The 17,054-nt window shown below is 70.2% G+C and carries 17 protein-coding genes; 9 read left to right on the top strand and 8 right to left on the bottom strand.

The window, feature by feature from the left end; translation table 11 throughout:
• Positions 1-223 precede the first annotated feature (223 nt).
• Positions 224-1,618, bottom strand: coding sequence for an MFS transporter (locus tag LX14_RS00995; protein ID WP_253645427.1), 1,395 nt, complete (start codon positions 1,616-1,618; stop codon positions 224-226).
• A gap of 59 nt (positions 1,619-1,677) precedes the next feature.
• The gene (locus LX14_RS00990) at positions 1,678-2,136 is read right to left on the bottom strand and encodes a VOC family protein (RefSeq protein ID WP_253645426.1); all 459 of its coding nucleotides are present in this window, start codon (positions 2,134-2,136) and stop codon (positions 1,678-1,680) included.
• Positions 2,137-2,248: 112 nt separating this feature from the next.
• Here LX14_RS00990 and soxR point away from each other — a divergent pair, with 112 nt between their 5' ends.
• A complete protein-coding gene (gene soxR / locus LX14_RS00985) occupies positions 2,249-2,713 on the top strand; it encodes a redox-sensitive transcriptional activator SoxR (protein ID WP_253645425.1) in 465 nt (154 codons plus the stop codon).
• 28 nt (positions 2,714-2,741) lie between these two features.
• On the opposite strand, the gene LX14_RS00980 is transcribed toward soxR, so the two are convergent.
• Positions 2,742-3,365 (bottom strand): LysE family translocator, encoded by a 624-nt coding sequence (locus LX14_RS00980; protein WP_253645424.1) that lies wholly within the window; start codon positions 3,363-3,365, stop codon positions 2,742-2,744.
• Between the two features lie 47 nt (positions 3,366-3,412).
• Here LX14_RS00980 and LX14_RS00975 point away from each other — a divergent pair, with 47 nt between their 5' ends.
• On the top strand, positions 3,413-4,492 hold the full coding sequence (locus LX14_RS00975) for a patatin-like phospholipase family protein (RefSeq protein WP_253645423.1): 1,080 nt from the start codon (positions 3,413-3,415) through the stop codon (positions 4,490-4,492).
• Positions 4,493-4,540: 48 nt separating this feature from the next.
• Here the strand turns inward: LX14_RS00975 and LX14_RS00970 are convergent, their stop codons facing one another.
• The 3 genes from LX14_RS00970 to LX14_RS00960 are packed head-to-tail and all read right to left on the bottom strand — an operon-like array spanning position 4,541 to position 7,019.
• Entirely contained in the window at positions 4,541-5,299 is a 759-nt protein-coding gene (locus LX14_RS00970) for an amino acid ABC transporter ATP-binding protein (RefSeq protein WP_308214056.1), read from the bottom strand.
• Entirely contained in the window at positions 5,296-6,141 is an 846-nt protein-coding gene (locus LX14_RS00965) for an amino acid ABC transporter permease (protein ID WP_253645422.1), read from the bottom strand. Before LX14_RS00965 ends, LX14_RS00970 begins: the two co-directional genes overlap by 4 nt.
• The gene (locus LX14_RS00960) at positions 6,138-7,019 is read right to left on the bottom strand and encodes an ABC transporter substrate-binding protein (RefSeq protein ID WP_253645421.1); all 882 of its coding nucleotides are present in this window, start codon (positions 7,017-7,019) and stop codon (positions 6,138-6,140) included. Before LX14_RS00960 ends, LX14_RS00965 begins: the two co-directional genes overlap by 4 nt.
• 63 nt (positions 7,020-7,082) lie before the next feature.
• On the opposite strand from LX14_RS00960, the gene LX14_RS00955 reads away from it, so the two are divergent.
• The 6 genes from LX14_RS00955 (at position 7,083) to LX14_RS00930 (ending at position 13,129) form a co-directional block, all read left to right on the top strand.
• Complete coding sequence (locus LX14_RS00955; protein WP_253645420.1) at positions 7,083-7,691, top strand: GNAT family N-acetyltransferase; 609 nt, start codon at positions 7,083-7,085, stop codon at positions 7,689-7,691.
• A complete protein-coding gene (locus tag LX14_RS00950; protein ID WP_253645419.1) occupies positions 7,691-8,914 on the top strand; it encodes an MFS transporter in 1,224 nt (407 codons plus the stop codon). The genes LX14_RS00955 and LX14_RS00950 overlap by 1 nt, the downstream gene beginning before the upstream one ends.
• Before the next feature lie 37 nt (positions 8,915-8,951).
• Positions 8,952-10,199 carry an arginine deiminase gene (arcA, locus tag LX14_RS00945; RefSeq protein WP_253645418.1) on the top strand — a complete coding sequence of 416 codons (1,248 nt, stop codon included), beginning with the start codon at positions 8,952-8,954 and terminating at the stop codon, positions 10,197-10,199.
• Between the two features lie 3 nt (positions 10,200-10,202).
• On the top strand, positions 10,203-10,571 hold the full coding sequence (locus LX14_RS00940; protein ID WP_253645417.1) for a GntR family transcriptional regulator: 369 nt from the start codon (positions 10,203-10,205) through the stop codon (positions 10,569-10,571).
• A 107-nt stretch (positions 10,572-10,678) separates the two neighbouring features.
• Positions 10,679-12,403 (top strand): BCCT family transporter, encoded by a 1,725-nt coding sequence (locus tag LX14_RS00935; RefSeq protein ID WP_253645416.1) that lies wholly within the window; start codon positions 10,679-10,681, stop codon positions 12,401-12,403.
• A 141-nt stretch (positions 12,404-12,544) separates the two neighbouring features.
• A complete protein-coding gene (locus LX14_RS00930) occupies positions 12,545-13,129 on the top strand; it encodes a hypothetical protein (RefSeq protein ID WP_253645415.1) in 585 nt (194 codons plus the stop codon).
• A 207-nt stretch (positions 13,130-13,336) separates the two neighbouring features.
• Here the strand turns inward: LX14_RS00930 and LX14_RS00925 are convergent, their stop codons facing one another.
• On the bottom strand, positions 13,337-14,887 hold the full coding sequence (locus LX14_RS00925) for a dolichyl-phosphate-mannose--protein mannosyltransferase (protein ID WP_253647836.1): 1,551 nt from the start codon (positions 14,885-14,887) through the stop codon (positions 13,337-13,339).
• Positions 14,888-14,992: 105 nt separating this feature from the next.
• Between LX14_RS00925 and rsmI the strand changes: the two genes are divergently transcribed.
• On the top strand, positions 14,993-15,850 hold the full coding sequence (gene rsmI, locus LX14_RS00920) for a 16S rRNA (cytidine(1402)-2'-O)-methyltransferase (protein WP_253645414.1): 858 nt from the start codon (positions 14,993-14,995) through the stop codon (positions 15,848-15,850).
• A gap of 7 nt (positions 15,851-15,857) precedes the next feature.
• Here the strand turns inward: rsmI and LX14_RS00915 are convergent, their stop codons facing one another.
• The gene (locus tag LX14_RS00915; RefSeq protein ID WP_253645413.1) at positions 15,858-17,045 is read right to left on the bottom strand and encodes an aminodeoxychorismate synthase component I; all 1,188 of its coding nucleotides are present in this window, start codon (positions 17,043-17,045) and stop codon (positions 15,858-15,860) included.
• Between the last annotated feature and the right edge of the window lie 9 nt (positions 17,046-17,054).

Genomic DNA, 17,054 nt, shown 5'->3' with positions numbered 1-17,054 from the left:
AGCGCAGCGTCGACCCACGATCCGGGCGGGGATCGTCGTCGGCGGGGGCGTCATGGAAAGGTTCGATACCTCCAGCATCCCGACCGCGTCCGCGTCCCGCAATGAGCCCGGGGCAAGTCGCACCCGCCCACTCGACGTCTCCACCCGCCCACTCGACGTCTCCAACCGCCCACTCGACGTTCTTAACCGCCCAGTCGACGGGGTCAGGGCGTCGAGTGGGCGGCTAATCGCGTCGAGTGGGCGGATGGCGACTGTCGATGACCGCCGCGTCGGCCGAGAGCCCTGTGCTGCGGTGTCCGAGCACCCCGACGTTCACCATCAGCGCGAGCATCACCGCGGCGACGAGCGCGAACACCGGGCCCGCACCGTTCGCGTCGAGGAACGGCAGCAGGATGAACGGCAGCACGCCGGTCGTCAGTTTCGACAGCGAGTACGCGGCACCGGCCGCGGTGCCGCGGATCGCCGTCGGGTACGAGTCGGCGAGATACACGTGGTACGCGTTGGAGAACAGGTTGCTCGCCATCGTGTACAGCACCCCGGAGACGACGATCGCCCACGCGGCCCCGGCGAACCCGAACCAGAGTCCGAACGCCGCCATCGCCCCGGCGGAGCCGATCACCAGCCACTTCCGTTCGATGCGTTCCACGATGGGCACGGCGAGGATCGAGCCGAGCGGGTAGCCGAAGTAGGTCGCGGCCAGGAACCCCAGGGACGTCACCAGGTCGAAGCCCTTGTCCAGCAGAACGATCGGGGCGAGGGTGCCGAAACCGTAGTAGCCGAACACCTCCAGCACCGACAGGATCCACAGCATCGTGGTGCGACGTGTCAGCGGCGGCCGGAACAACGCCCGCACACCGACAGCGCGGGTCGGGGTGACCACCAGGGTGCGGTCGGGTTCGGCGAGCTGGTGTCCCGCGGCGATCGCCTGGTCCTCGAAGCGCCGACAGATCGCGTCGGCCTCGTCGTGGCGGCCCTGCGCCTCCAACCAGCGGGGTGACTCGGGCAGTCCACGGCGTACCACCCACACCGCGAACGAGCCGAGACCGCCGAGCACGAACAGCCACCGCCAACCGTCGACGCCGAACGGCTGCAGCGGGACCAGCCAGCGCGCGAGCAGCCCGACCACCGGGACGCCGAAGAACGCGACGGTGTAGGCCCACGAGATCATCCGTCCGCGGGCGTTCTTGGGCAGCAGGTCGGAGAGGTAGGAGTCGGCGAGGGCGAACTCGGCACCGATGCCCACACCCGCGATGAACCTCGTCACCACCAGGAACGCCGCGTTGGGGGAGAAGGCGCCCAGCAGCGAGAAGAACGAGTAGACGGCGAGGTTGATCATGAACGCCCGCCGTCTCCCGACGCGGTCGGCGTAGCGACCCATCACGGCGGCGCCGAGGAACTGTCCGATGAACGCCGATCCGAGGAGCAGGTTCAGCCCGGTGCGGTCCAGTGACAGTTCCGACCGCAGGACGCCGGAGATGGTGGCTGCGAGGAAGTTCTCGTAGAGATCGAAGAACAGGCCGAGCCCGATCACCGCGGTGGCGATGCGATGCGCGCGCACCACCGGCAGGCGGTCCAGTCGGGCGGCGACCGTGGGCACGGGCGCGTCGACGGTGGTCATCTCCGGAGGCTAACGGTGTCCGATTCGGCCGCTGTCGACGCCGCCCGTCGTCGACGGGGTCACACCGCCGCGACAGCCGCCTCGAGGTCGGCGATGACGATGCGCTGCATGGTCATCATGGCCGCCATCGACGCCTGGGCCCGTGCCGGATCGGGGTCGGAGTTGAGTTCCAGCAGCCGCCGCGGCGTCACCTGCCAGCTCAGGCCGAAGCGGTCCTTGAGCCACCCGCACTGTGATTCCTGGCCGCCGTCGGCGAGGAGGCCGTACCAGTAGTGGTCGGTCTCCTCCTGGTCGGCGCAGTCGATCATGAACGAGATGGCCTCGGTGAACTGGAAGTGCGGCCCGGCGTTCATCGCCTGGAAGCGTTGTCCGTTGAGGACGAACGTCGCGGTCAGGACGGAGTCGCCCGCGCGTCCGATGTGCTCGACCTCCATGTCGGGGAAGACGCCGCGGTAGAAGTCGAGTGCCTCCTCGAGTGCGTCGTCGAACCAGAGGAACGGGGTGATGGCGGCGGCCATGGGGGTCTCCTTCACGCGGGATGTGCTGTCGGTGGTGCAGACCGTGCGGACGGTCGGAACTCATCGGTGACGACCGCTCGGTCATCGTGGTCCGGGCGTACTGTGCCAGGACATGGCGTCCCGGGCGGTGGAACTGACGATCGGTGAGCTGGCCCAGCGTTCCGGTGTCAGCACCTCGGCGCTGCGGTTCTACGAGGACAAGGGCCTCATCTTCTCCCGTCGCACGTCGGGCAACCAACGTCGCTATCACCGGGCGATGCTGCGGCGGGTCGCGTTCATCCGGGCGTCGGCGGCCGCGGGGATCCCGCTGTCGAAGATCGCCGAGGTGCTCGAGGTCCTCGGCGACGCCGAGTCGCCGACACCGAAGATGTGGGAGCGGGCGTCGCGCAAGTGGATCGCCGACCTCGACGCCCGGATCGAGTTGCTCACCCACATGCGCGATCTGATGGGGTCGTGCGTCGGCTGTGGCTGCCTGTCGATGACGTCGTGCAAGCTGCTCAACCCCGACGACGTCGCCGCGCAGAGCGGACCGGGTGCCCTGCGACTCGCGGTGCCCGCTGACTCCGACCCCGTCTAGGCCACCGACCCCGTGCGGACCGTCGCCGCTACTCGGTGGCCAGTCGGACGCTGAACGCCAGCAGTGCAGTGCCCGTGACGGCGTCCATCACGGCGCGGACGCGGCTGCGGGAGAACACCGCCCGCGCACGATCGACGCCGATGACCACGGCCAGGAGGTAGGCGGCACCGATGACGGGGACCGTGACGGCGTAGAGGACGACGGTCCCGGTCGCGGGGTCCGTGCCGAGGAACTGGGGGAGCACCGCGAGGTAGAACGTGATGACCTTCGGGTTGCAGATGTTCGACAGGAAACCCTGCCGCAGCCCTGTCGCCACGCGGGGCCCACCGTCCGGTGCCGGCGGCGCCTCGACCTCGTCGGTGTGCCGGCGCATCGCCCGGAAGGTCTGGACGGCCAGGAACAGCAGGTAGGCGGCGCCGATCCACTTGATCGCGAGGAACAGCGGCTCGATACGCACCACCAGCACCGACAGGCCCGCCGCGGCCGCGACGCTCTGCACCAGGTTGGCGACGCCGATCCCGACGACCGCGCTGAGCCCCCGGGTGCGCCCACCGGCGAGGGTGTTCGCGATGGACACGGCGGTGTCGGGGCCGGGGATCAGCGTGAGCACCACGGCGAACCCCAGGAACATCGCGTAGCCGGTCCAGTCCACGCGACGACGATAAGGCGTTTCGACCCGCTGTCCGTAATCTGGAACGCGTGAGCACTCCGACAGCAGCCGTCGCACTCGGCAGTGGCGGCGCTCGGGGATACGCGCACATCGGTGTGCTGCAGGTCCTCGACGAGCGCGGTTACGACATCGTCGCCGTCAGCGGCTCGTCGATGGGCGCCCTGGTCGCCGGGCTCTACGCCGCCGGGACCCTCGACGAATACGTCGACTGGGTGACCGGGCTCAGCCAGCTCGACGTGATGCGACTGCTCGACGTGTCGCTGACCGCGCCCGGCGTCATCCACGCCGACAAGATCCTCGACAAGGTGCGCGAGATCCTCGGTGACGTGGCGATCGAGGACCTCGCCATCCCGTTCACCGCGGTCGCCACCGACCTCACCTCGGGTCGCCCGCAGTGGTTCCAGCGCGGCCCCGTCGACGTGGCGATCCGCGCCTCGATCGCCATCCCCGGGGTGATCACGCCGCACGTGATGAACGGCCGTGTCCTCGTCGACGGCGGCATCCTCGACCCGCTGCCCATCGCCCCTCTCGCCGCCGCCCCGGCCGACGTCGTGATCGGTGTCGACCTCGGGTCGGAGGGTGTGGGTCTCGACGAGAGCCGCCTCGAGAGTGGCGCGCCGTCCGACGCCGACGCCGAGGAGACGGTGCAGCGGTCCGGGGAGACGGGGCCGGGGTTGCCCCTCGACGCGATGTCGCGCCTGCGCCGTATCGGGTCGCACGCGCTCGACAACGACTTCGTCAAGTCCATCGTCGACCGCGTCGCGGGCGACGGCCTCGCCGACTCCGACGAGGTCATCGAGGCCATCGCGCACGAGCAGCGGTCCGGCTCGGGTGCCGGCGACGCCGCCCGCAAGCTCAGCCGGTTCGCCGTGATGAACCGGTCGCTGGACATCATGCAGGAGGCGCTCGCGCGGCATCAGCTCGCGGCGTTGCCCCCCGACGTCCTGATCCAGGTGCCGCGAGCCGCCATCCGCAGCCTGGACTTCCACCGCGCCACCGAGGCCATCGAGCTCGGCCGCGCACTCACCGAACGTGCACTCGACTCGCATGCGTCGCCCATGGTCACCGCTTTCGAGCGCCCCCGCGCGGTCGGCCGTTCGTCGTCCTGACGGTGTCCGAGGCCCCGCAGGGTCGGTGGCGTGGCGCAGGCGGGAGCCTCACGCCCGGCGGAAGCGGGCGAGGAAGTCGGCGGTCCGGGGACTGGTCGGCGCGCCGAAGATCTGCTCGGGAGGGCCGTCCTCCTCCACCCGCCCGTCGGCGACGAACGCCACGCGGTCGGCCACCTCACGGGCGAAGGCCATCTCGTGGGTGGCCATCAGGATCGTCATCCCGTCGTCGCGCAGTCCGCGCACGACGTCGAGCACCTCGCCGACCAGCAGCGGGTCGAGAGCGGCGGTGACCTCGTCGAGCAGGAGCAGTTCGGGGCCCGTCGCGATCGCCCGCGCGAGAGCGACGCGCTGCTGCTGACCGCCCGAGAGCTGATCGGGGTGATCCCGCGCCTTCTCCGACAACCCCACCCGCTCGAGGAGCGCCAGCGCGGTCTCCCTGGCGTCCGCGCGGGAACGGCCATGCGCGCGAACGGGACCCAGCATGATGTTGTCCAGGACCGACAGGTGCGGGAACAGGTTGTACGCCTGGAACACCACCCCGATGCGGCGACGGACGGCGTCGGCGTCGACCCGGGGATCGGTGATGTCGTCCTCGCCCAGCCAGATCGCCCCGTCGTCGATCTGCTCGAGCAGGTCGATGCAACGCAGCGCGGTCGACTTCCCCGACCCGGACGCGCCGATGAGACAGACCACCTCCCCGGCGCCCACGGTCAGGTTCAGCCCGGCGAGAACAGGCCGCACATCGTCGGAACCGCGACGTCGGAACGACTTCCGGACGTCCTCGAGTCGCAGCGACGTGCCGGTCACAGGGCGTTCTCCCGTCGGAGCGACCGCACCGTGAGGTGGTCGGTAAGGCGGGCGAGCGGGATGGTCGCGACGATGAAGAAGCAGGCCGCGACCACGTACGGCGTGAAGACGAAGTCGCGGCCCGAGATCACCTGCGCAGCGCGCAACGACTCCACGAGGCCGATCGTCGACAGCAGCGCGGTGTCCTTCTGCAGCGAGACGAAGTCGTTGAGCAGGGGCGGTCCCACCCGCCGGATCGCCTGGGGGAGCACCACGTACCGCAGCGTCTTCCCGTAGGACAGTCCGATCGCCCGGCCCGCGGCCCACTGCGTCGCGTGCACGGACTGGATGCCGGCGCGGATGACCTCGGCGACGTACGCGCCGTAGCTCAGGGTCAACGCGATGGTCCCCAGCCAGAACAGGCTCGTGGGGGCGCCGGCGAGTTGCAGTGCGGGGACACCGAACCCGACCAGCAACACGATCAGCAGCGTGGGGGTGCCGCGGAAGACGTCGGCGTAGACCACGGCGACGAGCTTCAGCGGCGCGAGCGCCGGGCTCGGGATCACCCGGATCACAGCGACGACGAGTCCGAGGATCAGCACGAGCACCTCGACGACGAGGAACAGCCGGATGTTCAGCCAGAAGGACCTGGCGACGTCGGGGAACGCGGCGGCCGCATCGGACGGGCTGAAAAAGGTGGCCTGCACCCTGTCCCAGCCGGGCGAGGTCACGACGACGGCGACGAGGACCCCGAGCACCACGATCGTGGAGACCGCGGCGATGGTCGCGCGCCGCCGGGTCCGTCGGCGACGGAACCGCTCGCGGTCGACCTGGCGTGCACTGGGGACGTACGGCGCGCTCACGTCAGTTCGGGGACGTCGGTCGCCTGGCTCAGCCACTGCTTCTGCAGCGCGGTCAGGGTCCCGTCGGTCCGCAACGCGTCGACGGCTGCGCTCACGCACGACGTGAGCGGGCTGCCCTTGGCCAGCAACAGGCCGAACTTCTCCTGGTCGCCCCGTGTCGGCTGGAACTGTCCGACGATCGTCGCGTCGGTCAGTTCCGCCGACGTCAGGTAGTACGCGGTCGGCAGGTCGGCGACGATCGCGTCGACCTGACGGTTCTGCAACGCCTGCCCGGCCTTCGACGTGTCGTCGTAGACGAGAGGCTTGGTGGTGGGCGCGATCTGATCGATCGCCGTCAGCGAGGTGGTCGCGATCTGCGCTCCGAGTCGTGCGCCCTTGAGTGCGGCGAGTGACGTCGCGCCGGCGAACGGCGAGTCCTTGCGGGTGATGATCGCCTGCGCCGCCGAGTAGTACGGGCTGGAGAAGTCCACCGCCTTCTCGCGCTGCGCGGAGATGGAGAACTGGTTGATGTCGAAGTCGAACGCCTTGGGGCCAGGCTGGATGACCTGGTTGAACCCGGCCTTCGTCCAGGTGACCGCGTCCCGGGCGAACCCGAGCTTGCCGGCCACCGCGTAGGCGACGGCCGACTCGTACCCGCGGCCGTTCGTCGGGTCGTTGTCGCTGAACCACGGGTCGTAGGCGGGGTCGTCGGTGGCGACGGTGAGCTTGCCCGCGGTCCGCACCTTCAGCGTCGACGGCGTGCAGTCGGCGAGGGAGGCCGACGAGGACGATGCCGGGGCGGAGGTGTCGGAGGTCGGTGCGCAGGCCGCGAGCACGGCCGCACCGAGCCCGGCGACGCAGACGAGGACGGAGACGGAGCGGGTACGCGTGGTCGGCATCGCGTCATCGTAGGCACTCCCGGGGCGCCGGTCCGTGCAGCCGGTTTTGCTCACGCTGATCCCATGACCGACCATCAGGGGGTGAGTGCATCGCAGCGGGACCGCGCGCCGCTCGACGCGATCACCTTCCGGCCGCTGACGCGCGACGACTTCCCGATGCTGGCGGCGTGGTTGGCCGAACCCCGGGTCCACCGGTGGTGGTTCCAGGACGCCGACGAGGCTGCCCTCGAGCGCGATTTCGGACCGCAGGTCGACGGGACCGAACCCGGTGAGGACCTCGTGGTGGAGGTGACCGACGACGGCGGGGTGCGGCCGGTCGGACTGGTGCAGTCCTCGCGGATCGTCGACGTCCCCGACGACGTCGCCGTCCTCGAACCTGTCGTCGGTGACGTCCCGCCGACCGCATGGTGCCTGGACTACCTGATCGGCGCCGAGTCCGATCGCGGTCACGGCCTGGGCCCCCGTATCATTGCCGCCGCCGTCGACGAGACCTTCGCGCGACACCCGGACGCGACGGAGATCCTGGTCCCCGTCGTCGCCGCCAACCGCGCGTCGTGGCGGGCGCTCGAGAAGGCGGGTTTCACCGTCGTCGCGACCGGGGACATCCCGCCGGACAACCCGGTCGACGACCCCCGGCACCACGTGCTCCGCCGCACGCGGGCGGAGACCTGATGCGGGCGATCCCCCGTGAGATCTGGGTGCTGCTGTCGGCCAACGTGGTCATCGCACTCGGGTACGGACTCATCGCACCGGCGCTGCCGGCCTTCGCCCGCAGCTTCGACGTGGGTGTCGGCGCGGCGTCGGTCATCGTGTCCGCGTTCGCGGCCATGCGCCTGGTCTTCGCGCCTGTCGGCGGCCGGCTGGTGTCGCGGATGGGGGAGCGCCGGATCTATCTCAGCGGCCTCGTCATCGTGTCGGCGTCGACCCTGGCGTGCGCGTTCGCGCAGAACTACTGGCAGCTCCTGGTGTTCCGTGCCCTCGGTGGCGTCGGGTCCACCATGTTCACCGTCTCGGCGCTCGCGCTGCTGATCCGCCTGGCGCCGCCCGAGATCCGGGGTCGCGCGTCGGGGTTCTTCAGCGCGGGCTTCCTGATGGGCAGCATCACCGGCCCGCTCATCGGCGGAGCGCTGGTCGGTTTCGGGCTGCGGATGCCGTTCGTGGTCTACGCGATCGCCCTGATCGTGGCGTCCGCGGTCGTCGCGACCCTGCTGCGCGACGTCGGCGGTCGGCCGGTCGCGGGCGCGGCCGTCTCGGACGTGGCGCCGCTGGGTTTCGTCGAGGCGTTGCGCGACAGTGCCTATCGCGCCGTGCTCGCGTCGAACTTCACACAGGGCTTCGCGTCCATGGGTGTGCGGGTCGCCCTGGTGCCGCTGTTCGTCGTGGACACCGACGGGCTCGGTGAGTCACCGGCGCTGGCCGGTGTGCTGCTCGCCGTCTACGCCGGCGGCAACGTCGTCGCCATCATCCTCGCGGGGCGGCTGTCGGACCGGTTCGGTCGACGGCCGCTGATGCTCCCCGGGTTGGCGATCATGGCCGCATCCACACTCGTCCTCGGGTTCAGCGCGTCGGTGTGGGTGGCGGGGGCACTGAGCTTCGCTGCCGGGATCGGCTCTGGGCTGTTCGCGCCGACGCATCAGGCGTCTCTCGCCGACATGCTGTCGGTGCGTGGTCAGGGCGGGACGGCCCTCGCGGCGTTCCAGATGACCTCCGACATCGGTGCGGTCAGCGGCCCGGTGGTCGCCGGATTCATCGCCCAGAGCGCAGGATTCGGACCCGCGTTCCTGCTGACCGGAGTGGTTCCCCTCGTGGCGCTGGTGTTCTGGGTGTTCGCCCGCGAGACGGCGCCCGCGCGGTCGGGCATCGCGGCGGCGGCCGTCGACGGCGACGGCGCGTAGGACGGACACGCCTCCGCTCGGCCACTACCGTGGGGCCATGGACAGTGCCGTGGGGCTCCAGACGCCGGTCGCGCCCGGGGTCGACTCCGAGGTCGGTCGCCTGCGCGCGGTCATGCTGTATCGCCCGGGCGACGAGCTACGCCGACTGACCCCCCGCAACAGCGACCAGCTGCTGTTCGACGGCCTGCCGTGGGTGGACCGCGCGCAGGAGGAGCACGACGCGTTCGCCGACCTGCTCGCCGGCCACGGCGTCGAGGTGCTGCTGCTCGGTGACCTGCTCGTCGAGACCATGGCCGCCAGCGGGGCGGCCCGGATGCAGGGCATCGCCGCCGCCGTCAGCGCCCGACGGTTGGGCCCGCACCTCGCCGCCGAGTTGTCCGCGCACCTGCGGTCGCTCGCCGCGGCGGACCTCGTGTCGGTGCTGACCGCGGGGATGACCTTCGACGAGTTGCCCGAGAGTCCCGCGGCCGCACGCACGTCGCTGGTGCGTCGGATGCACCACGGCGTGGAGTTCGCCGTCGATCCGCTGCCCAACCTGCTGTTCACCCGCGACAGCTCGTTCTGGATCGGACCGCGGTTCGCGATCACGAGTCTCGCGCTGCCCGCGCGAGCCCGGGAGACGTCGCTCACCGACATCGTCTACGCGCACCACCCGCGGTTCCGGGGGACGCGACGGGCCTACGAATCGCACTCGGCGCCGGTCGAGGGCGGTGACGTTTTGCTGATGGCGCCCGGCGTGGTGGCCGTCGGGGTGGGGGAGCGGACCACCCCGGCCGGGGCGGAGGCGTTGGCGCACAGTCTGTTCGACGACGGTCTCGCCCACACGGTCTTGGCCGTCCCCATCGAGCAGCGGCGTGCGTCGATGCACCTCGACACCGTCTGCACCATGGTCGACACCGACGCGGTCGTGATGTACCCCGCCGTCCAGGACACGTTGTCGGCGTTCACCATCCGCCGTGACGCGTCCACCGCCGTCACCGGACCACGTCCGTTCGTCGAGGCCGCGGCCGACGCGATGGGCATCGGGAAGTTGCGCGTCATCGACACCGGTCTCGACGCGGTGACCGCCGAACGTGAACAGTGGGACGACGGCAACAACACCCTGGCCATCGCCCCCGGCGTGGTGGTCGCCTACGACCGCAACGTCGAGACCAACCGACGACTCGCGCAGTCGGGCATCGAGGTGCTCACCATCGCCGGCAGTGAACTCGGTTCCGGCCGTGGTGGACCCCGATGCATGTCGTGTCCCGTCGCGCGCGACCCCCTGCCGGGTGCGGAGGGCTGAGTCGTGACGCTGCCGCTGACCATCGACCCCGACGCGTCGGATCCGCCGTTCGAGCAGGTGCGACGCGGTGTCGTCGACCTCGTGGCGCGCGGGGAGCTCATCGTCGGCACCCGTCTCCCCACGGTGCGCGCGCTGGCGGAGGACCTCGGGATCGCGGCGAACACCGCCGCCCGCGCCTACCGGGAACTCGAGGAGGCGGGTGTCATCGAGACCCGCGGCCGGAAGGGTTCGTTCGTCGCCGCGCAGTCGTCGTCGGCCCGGGAGCGTGCCCAACAGGCGACCACCGAGCACGTGTCGGCATTGCGGGCGCTCGGTGTCGGGGACGACGAGATCGCCGCGATGCTCACCGCGGCGCTTCGCGGGACGCCCTGACCGCCCCACCCTGACAAGGGTGTGCGCTGCATGTTTGCCGGATTACGAGTGAATGTCCGTTGTGTGATCTTTGGCGGTTGTGACGATTCACTGAGAGAGTGGCTGCCATGGCAGTCACGACACCCACCCCTTCCACCGGAGAACACGGTGGCAGCAGGACCCCCACGTCGACGCCGGGCGGACGACGCAGCATCGGCGTCGACGTCGTCGTCTTCGGCGTCACCGCAGCGCTGGTCGTCGCGTTCCTCGTCTGGGGCATCGTCGACAAGACGGGCCTCAAGGACGGGACCGCATCCATCCTGTCGGCGATCACCGACAACCTCGGGTGGCTCTTCATCCTCGCCGCGACCGCATTCGTGCTGTTCGCGATCTTCCTGGCCGTGAGCAAGTACGGGAAGATCCCGCTCGGTCGCGACGGCGAGAAGCCGGAGTACCGCACCGTCAGCTGGATCGCCATGATGTTCAGCGCCGGCATGGGCATCGGCCTCATGTTCTACGGCGCGTACGAGCCGCTCACCCATTACGTCAACGCACCGCCCGGGACCGACGCCCGCGACGTCGGTGTGGCCATGGCCACCACGATGTTCCACTGGGGACTGCACCCGTGGGCGATGTACGCCGTCGTCGGGTTGGCCATCGCCTACAGCACCTATCGCTGTGGTCGCGGCCAGCTCATGAGCGCGGTCTTCGCCCCGCTGCTCGGACACCGCGCCAACGGCTGGGGCGGCAAGGTCATCGACATCCTCGCGATCTTCGCGACCCTGTTCGGGACCGTCGCCTCGCTGGGTCTCGGTGCGGCGCAGATCGGTTCGGGGTTCGAGGAGCTGAACTGGGTCGGCGAGAGCGGTAAATTCCTGCTCGTCGCCGTGATCGCCGTGCTGACAGCGGCATTCGTCGCGTCGGCGGTGTCCGGCGTCGCCAAGGGCATCCAGTGGCTGTCGAACATCAACATGGTGCTGGCGATCGTGCTCGCGCTGTTCGTGTTCGTCGTCGGCCCGACCGTCTTCATCATGAACGTCATGCCGACCTCGATCGGCAGCTACCTCAACGACATCACCTCCGACGCCGCCCGCAGCAGCGCGACCACCGACGCCGCCGGCCAGGAGTGGCTGTCGGGGTGGACGATCTTCTACTGGGCCTGGTGGGTCTCCTGGACCCCGTTCGTGGGCATGTTCCTGGCCAAGATCAGCCGCGGCCGCACCATCCGCCAGTTCGTGATCGGCGTGATGATCGTCCCGACCACCGTCTCGCTGGTGTGGTTCGCCGTGTTCGGCGGTACCGCCATCAGCCAGGAGATGGACGGCAAGGGCCTGTCGAACAGCCCCGACGAGGAGTCGCAGCTGTTCGACATGCTGAACAACCTGCCGCTCGCGGGTGTCGCCTCGGTGCTGGTCATGGTCCTCGTCGCCATCTTCTTCGTCTCGGGTGCGGATTCCGCGTCGCTCGTCATGGCCACGCTGTCGCAGCGGGGCCGACCGGAGCCGTCGAAGAGCGTGGTCATCTTCTGGGGTGTGCTCACCGGTGCCGTCGCGGCGCTGCTGCTGTGGGTCAGCGGGGACGACGCGCTGGAGGGGATCAAGACGATGGCGATCATCGCCGCGCTGCCCTTCGTGATCGTGATGATCGCGATGTGCGTGTCGCTGTTCATGGACCTGCGTCGCGACCCGCTGATCATCGCGGCCCGACAGCGCGCCGAGGGCATCGACGACAAGGTCCGCGTCCACGCCAACACCCTCGCGGCGACCGACCCGACGACCGACGTCCTGCCCTCGGGCAGCGTCCCCGTCGACGCGTCACTGCTCGACCCGCCGCCACCTGCCGACAAGATCTGAGCGACTCGACCGATCGGGCGACGCGACCAGTCGGCTGTGTGTCGACTCGTCCGGGTGGCCGACTCGGCTGAGGATCGCTGATCCGAGATGCGATACTCGTCACAGAGCCGCATCCCGGCGGCGTACGTCACAGGAGTCGCAATGCATCGCACTGCTCGGTGGTCCGTCACAGCCCTCTCCGGTCTCCTGGTGGCAGCGGGCGCAGCGGTCGGCGTGACGCCGGCGTCGGCCGGATCGGTGACGGTGCCGTCGCCGATCAAGGCAGCTCCTGGCAGCGTCGACCTGCGGTCGGTCACCGTCGACTACGACCGTGGAACCGGTCGCCTCGACGTCACCCTCGTGACCCGAGGGGCGGCCGGGTTCGGTCGCGGGTACGGCCCGACGTACTCGGTGTTGCTCTACGGGCCACGCAACGTGACAGGCGGGACCGGTCAGTCGGTGGCCGCGATCTCGCTGAGCGGTGATCCGACCCGCGATGGGTTCCCGGTCCGGAAGGGCACGCCGTTCACCGGCCCGATGATCTTCAACCCGGTCGGCACCGACAAGAACCAGATCGTCACGATGACGATGCGCTACGCGGGCAACCGCGTCGAGTTCCGCACCCAGGACGACCGGCTCAAGAACCTGCCGCTCGCGTTCTTCGACGTGCAGACGAGCCTCGACCAGATCTACGTCGCCTCCGACGTCGGCACCACCGACAGGCTCCGCGGGCGTATCCCGAACTGATCGACCCCCGCCCCCGGCCGCGACCGCGACCCCACCCACGCGTCGAGTGGGCGGTTGACGACGTCGAGTGGGCGTTAGAACGCGTCGACTGGGCGGTTGACGAGTCAAGTGGGTCGAACCGCCCACTCGACGCCTCTAACCGCCCACTCGACGCCTCTAACCGCCCAACCGACGTCTCCAGCCGCCCAACGGACGACCGACGAGGGCTCAGCGCCAGCTGGGCAGCCACATCTGCAGGTTCCACTCCCGGAGCGAGAGCGGTGCGCCGGTCAGGATGGGCCACATCCAGATGAAGTTCGTGATCACCAGACCGATGTAGACCGACGCGAGCGCCACGCCGAGCATCCGTCGTTCGCGGCCGAAGCGACGCCATCGTCCGTCGACGCCGAGGAGGTCGCCGACGCACAACGCCAACCCGATCACCAGGAACGGGGCCATCGCGGTGGCGTAGAAGAAGTACATCTGGCGGTCGAGTTCCATGAACCAGGGCAGCCAGGCTGCGCCGTAGCCGACGAGCACGACGCCGTAGCGCCAGTCGCGTCGCGCGATCCACCGCCAGAGCGCCCACAGCAGCATCGGGAAGGCCAGCCACCACATGGCGGGGGTCCCGATGAGCATCTGCACGCGGATGCACTGACCGCCGCCGCACTGGTCGGGACCGTTCTGCACGGCGTACAGCATCGGGCGCAGGCTCATGGGCCACGTCCACGGCTTCGACTCCCACGGATGGTGGTTGCCCGCCGAGTTGGTCAGACCCTCGTGGAACTTCAGGATCCCGGCCTCGTAGAACCACAGCGACCGCCACGCCCCGGGGACCCAGGAGGACGGGCCGTCGTAGCCGACCTGGTTGCCGACCGCGTACCGGTACACCGACGTCTCGCCGGCGAACCACGGCGCGAAACTGGCCAGGTACACCAGGATCGGGGTCACGCCGAGGCTGAACCCCGCGGGGACGACGTCGCGACGCAGCGTGCCCATCCACGGGCGCTGCACGTGGTACGCGCGCCGGTTGGCGACGTCGAAGCCGAGGGAGAAGACCAGATAGAAGACGACGAAGTAGATGCCCGACCACTTCGTCGCGCAGCCCAGACCGAGGAGTACCGCCGTCGCGAATCGCCACCAGCGGAAACCGAGGCGCGGTCCGAACGGTGAGTCGGCGATCCGTCCCTCCGTCCACACACGGTGCAGGCGGGCGCGCATCTGGTCGCGGTCGGCGACGAGTGTGGCCATCGCGGCGAGCAGGAAGAAGATCTGGACGATGTCGAGCATGCCGACGCGCGAGGACACGAAGGTCACGCCGTCGCAGATGAGGAACACCGCGGCGATGGCGCCGATCAGGGTCGACCGCGACAACCGCCGGGCGAGGCGGAACACGATGAGCACCATGATCGTGCCGAGCACCGCGGACGCGAACCGCCACCCGACGGGTGTGTAGCCGAACATGGCCTCGCCGAGGGCGATCACCCATTTGCCGACGGGCGGGTGCACGACGAGCCCGTAGGCGGGGTTGTCCTCGATCCAGTTGCCGCCGGTGAGCACCTGCCATGCCTGCGGGACGTAGTGCTTCTCGTCGAAGACCGGGGTGCCGTTGTCGGTCGGGTGGCCCAGGCCCCAGAAGCGGGTGATGGCCGTGATGACGGTCAGGACCGCCGCGACGATCCATCCGCGCCGGGTGTCGGTGGCACCGAAGACCGGATCCGGCACCGACGGGCCGGGACGGGCGCCGAGGTCCTCGGCCTGACCGGAGAGCTCGAGCAGATCGGACGGGTCGTCGGACCCGCGCGGGCGGGCCTTCTCGACGGGCTCGACGATGCTCACCCGCACGATCGTAGGCTGTCGGGCGGTGACGGCGACGGAGGCGACATGACGACGACGGGCGACGACCCGGCCGCGCGACCGGGATGTCTCATTCTCGCCGCGACCCCGATGGGCCGACCCGACGACGCCTCACCGCGTCTGCGGGAGGCGCTGGCCACGGCCGACGTCGTCGCCGCCGAGGACACCCGCCGGACCCGCAGCCTGGCCGCCGCGCTCGACGTCACCATCACCGGCCGCGTCGTCAGCTACTACGACCAGGTCGAGGAGCGCCGGACACCCGGACTCGTCGACGACGTCGCCGCCGGGTCCCGGGTGCTGCTGGTGACCGATGCGGGCATGCCGTCGGTGAGCGATCCCGGCTACCGCGTGGTGGTGGCCTGCGCCGAGGCGGGGTTGCCGGTCACCTGCCTGCCGGGGCCGTCGGCGGTGACCACCGCGCTTGCGCTGTCGGCGCTGCCCGTCGAACGCTTCTGCTTCGAGGGGTTCGCGCCCCGCAAACCGTCGGCGCGACGGTCATGGCTGGGTGAGTTGCTGGTCCAACCCCGGACGGCGGTGTTCTTCGAGTCCCCGCACCGCCTCGCCGACTGCCTGGCCGACGCCGTCGCGGTGCTGGGACCGGACCGCCGCGCTGCGGTGTGCCGTGAGCTGACCAAGACCTACGAGGAGGTCCGCCGGGGGACCGTGTCCGACCTCGCCGAATGGGCCGCACAGGGGGTCCGTGGGGAGATCACCGTCGTCATCGAGGGCGCTGTCGCGGCCCCGTCGGATCCGGCGGATCTCGTCGGCGCGGTGGAGGACCTCGTCGCCGACGGCGTGCGGCTCAAGGACGCCTGCGCGCAGGTCGCGACCCGGACCGGGGTCGGTCGCCGCGATCTCTACGAGGCGGTCCTGGCCGCTCGCTGACCTGTCGTCATCGGTCGCGCAACGCCACGATCGACGCGGCCTTGTCCAGGCACTCCTGCCACTCGAGAGCGGGATCGGAGTCGATGGTGATCCCGCCGCCCACACCGAGTCCCGTCGCACCGTCCGGGGCGACCTCGACGGTGCGGATCGCGACGTTCAGGTCGAGGTCGCCCTCAGCTGTCCGGACCCCGATGGCGCCGCAGTAGACCCCCCGGGCGTCGGACTCCCAGCCGGCCAGGAACGAGCGTGCGGCGAGTTTCGGTGTCCCGGTGACCGATCCCGGTGGGAACGTCGCCTGCAGCAGGGTGTCGGAGTCGACGGAGGTGGGTACCTGTGCGGCGACCGTCGAGACGAGGTGCCACACACCGGGCGCCGGATGCACCGACAGCAACTCGGGCACGGTCACGCTCCCCGGGACGGCGACCCGACCGAGGTCGTTGCGGACGAGGTCCACGATCATCACGTTCTCGGCCACGTCCTTCACCGATGCGCGCAGCGCCGCAGGGTCACCGGTGAGCGGCAGCGTCCCCTTGATGGGACTCGAGGTGACGGTCTCGCCGCGACGCCGCAGGTAGGTCTCGGGGGAGAACGACGCGACCGCACCCCACGCCCCGGACAGGAACGCGGCCTTCCGCGGTGACATCGCCGCGACGCCGGAGCGGAAGAAGTCGAGCGGATCACCGTCGAGGTGTCCGGTGAACCGACTGCAGACACACGCCTGGTAGATCTCGCCGGCGGCGATCGCGTCGAGGCACGACGTGATCGCGTCCTCGTGTCGGCGTCGATCCGGCGCGCACCACCGCGACGCCCACCGTGGCTGCCCGGTCGCGACCGTCCCGGACACGATCGCGCGTAGGTCGTCCGGGCACCGACTGCCGCTCGTCGCGACGAACTCCCATACGCCGTCCCGCGAGACCAGGACCGCGTCGGTGGTGCCGCCGAGGACGGCGGGCAGCCGGGCCTCGTCGGTGCGGTCGGGGTAGGAGAGCGCGCCGAACCAGAACCCGGACGGGACCTCCGACATGCCGTGTCCGGACCGCACGTCGATGGACGGGGCGATCACCGCCTGCGCGTCGAGCCAGTCGCCGACGAGAGCAGCCGGACCGGGGACACCGTGCGCGCGGGCACGGTCGGCGAGTGCGCCCAGCACCTGGTCGACGGATGAGCCCGGACCGAGGCTCTCGGCCACCGTCATCGTCGCGAC

The sequence above is a fragment of the Williamsia deligens genome (genome assembly GCF_024171765.1).
Classification (GTDB): domain Bacteria; phylum Actinomycetota; class Actinomycetes; order Mycobacteriales; family Mycobacteriaceae; genus Williamsia_A; species Williamsia_A deligens.
This window is presented reverse-complemented; position numbering and strand designations above follow the sequence as displayed.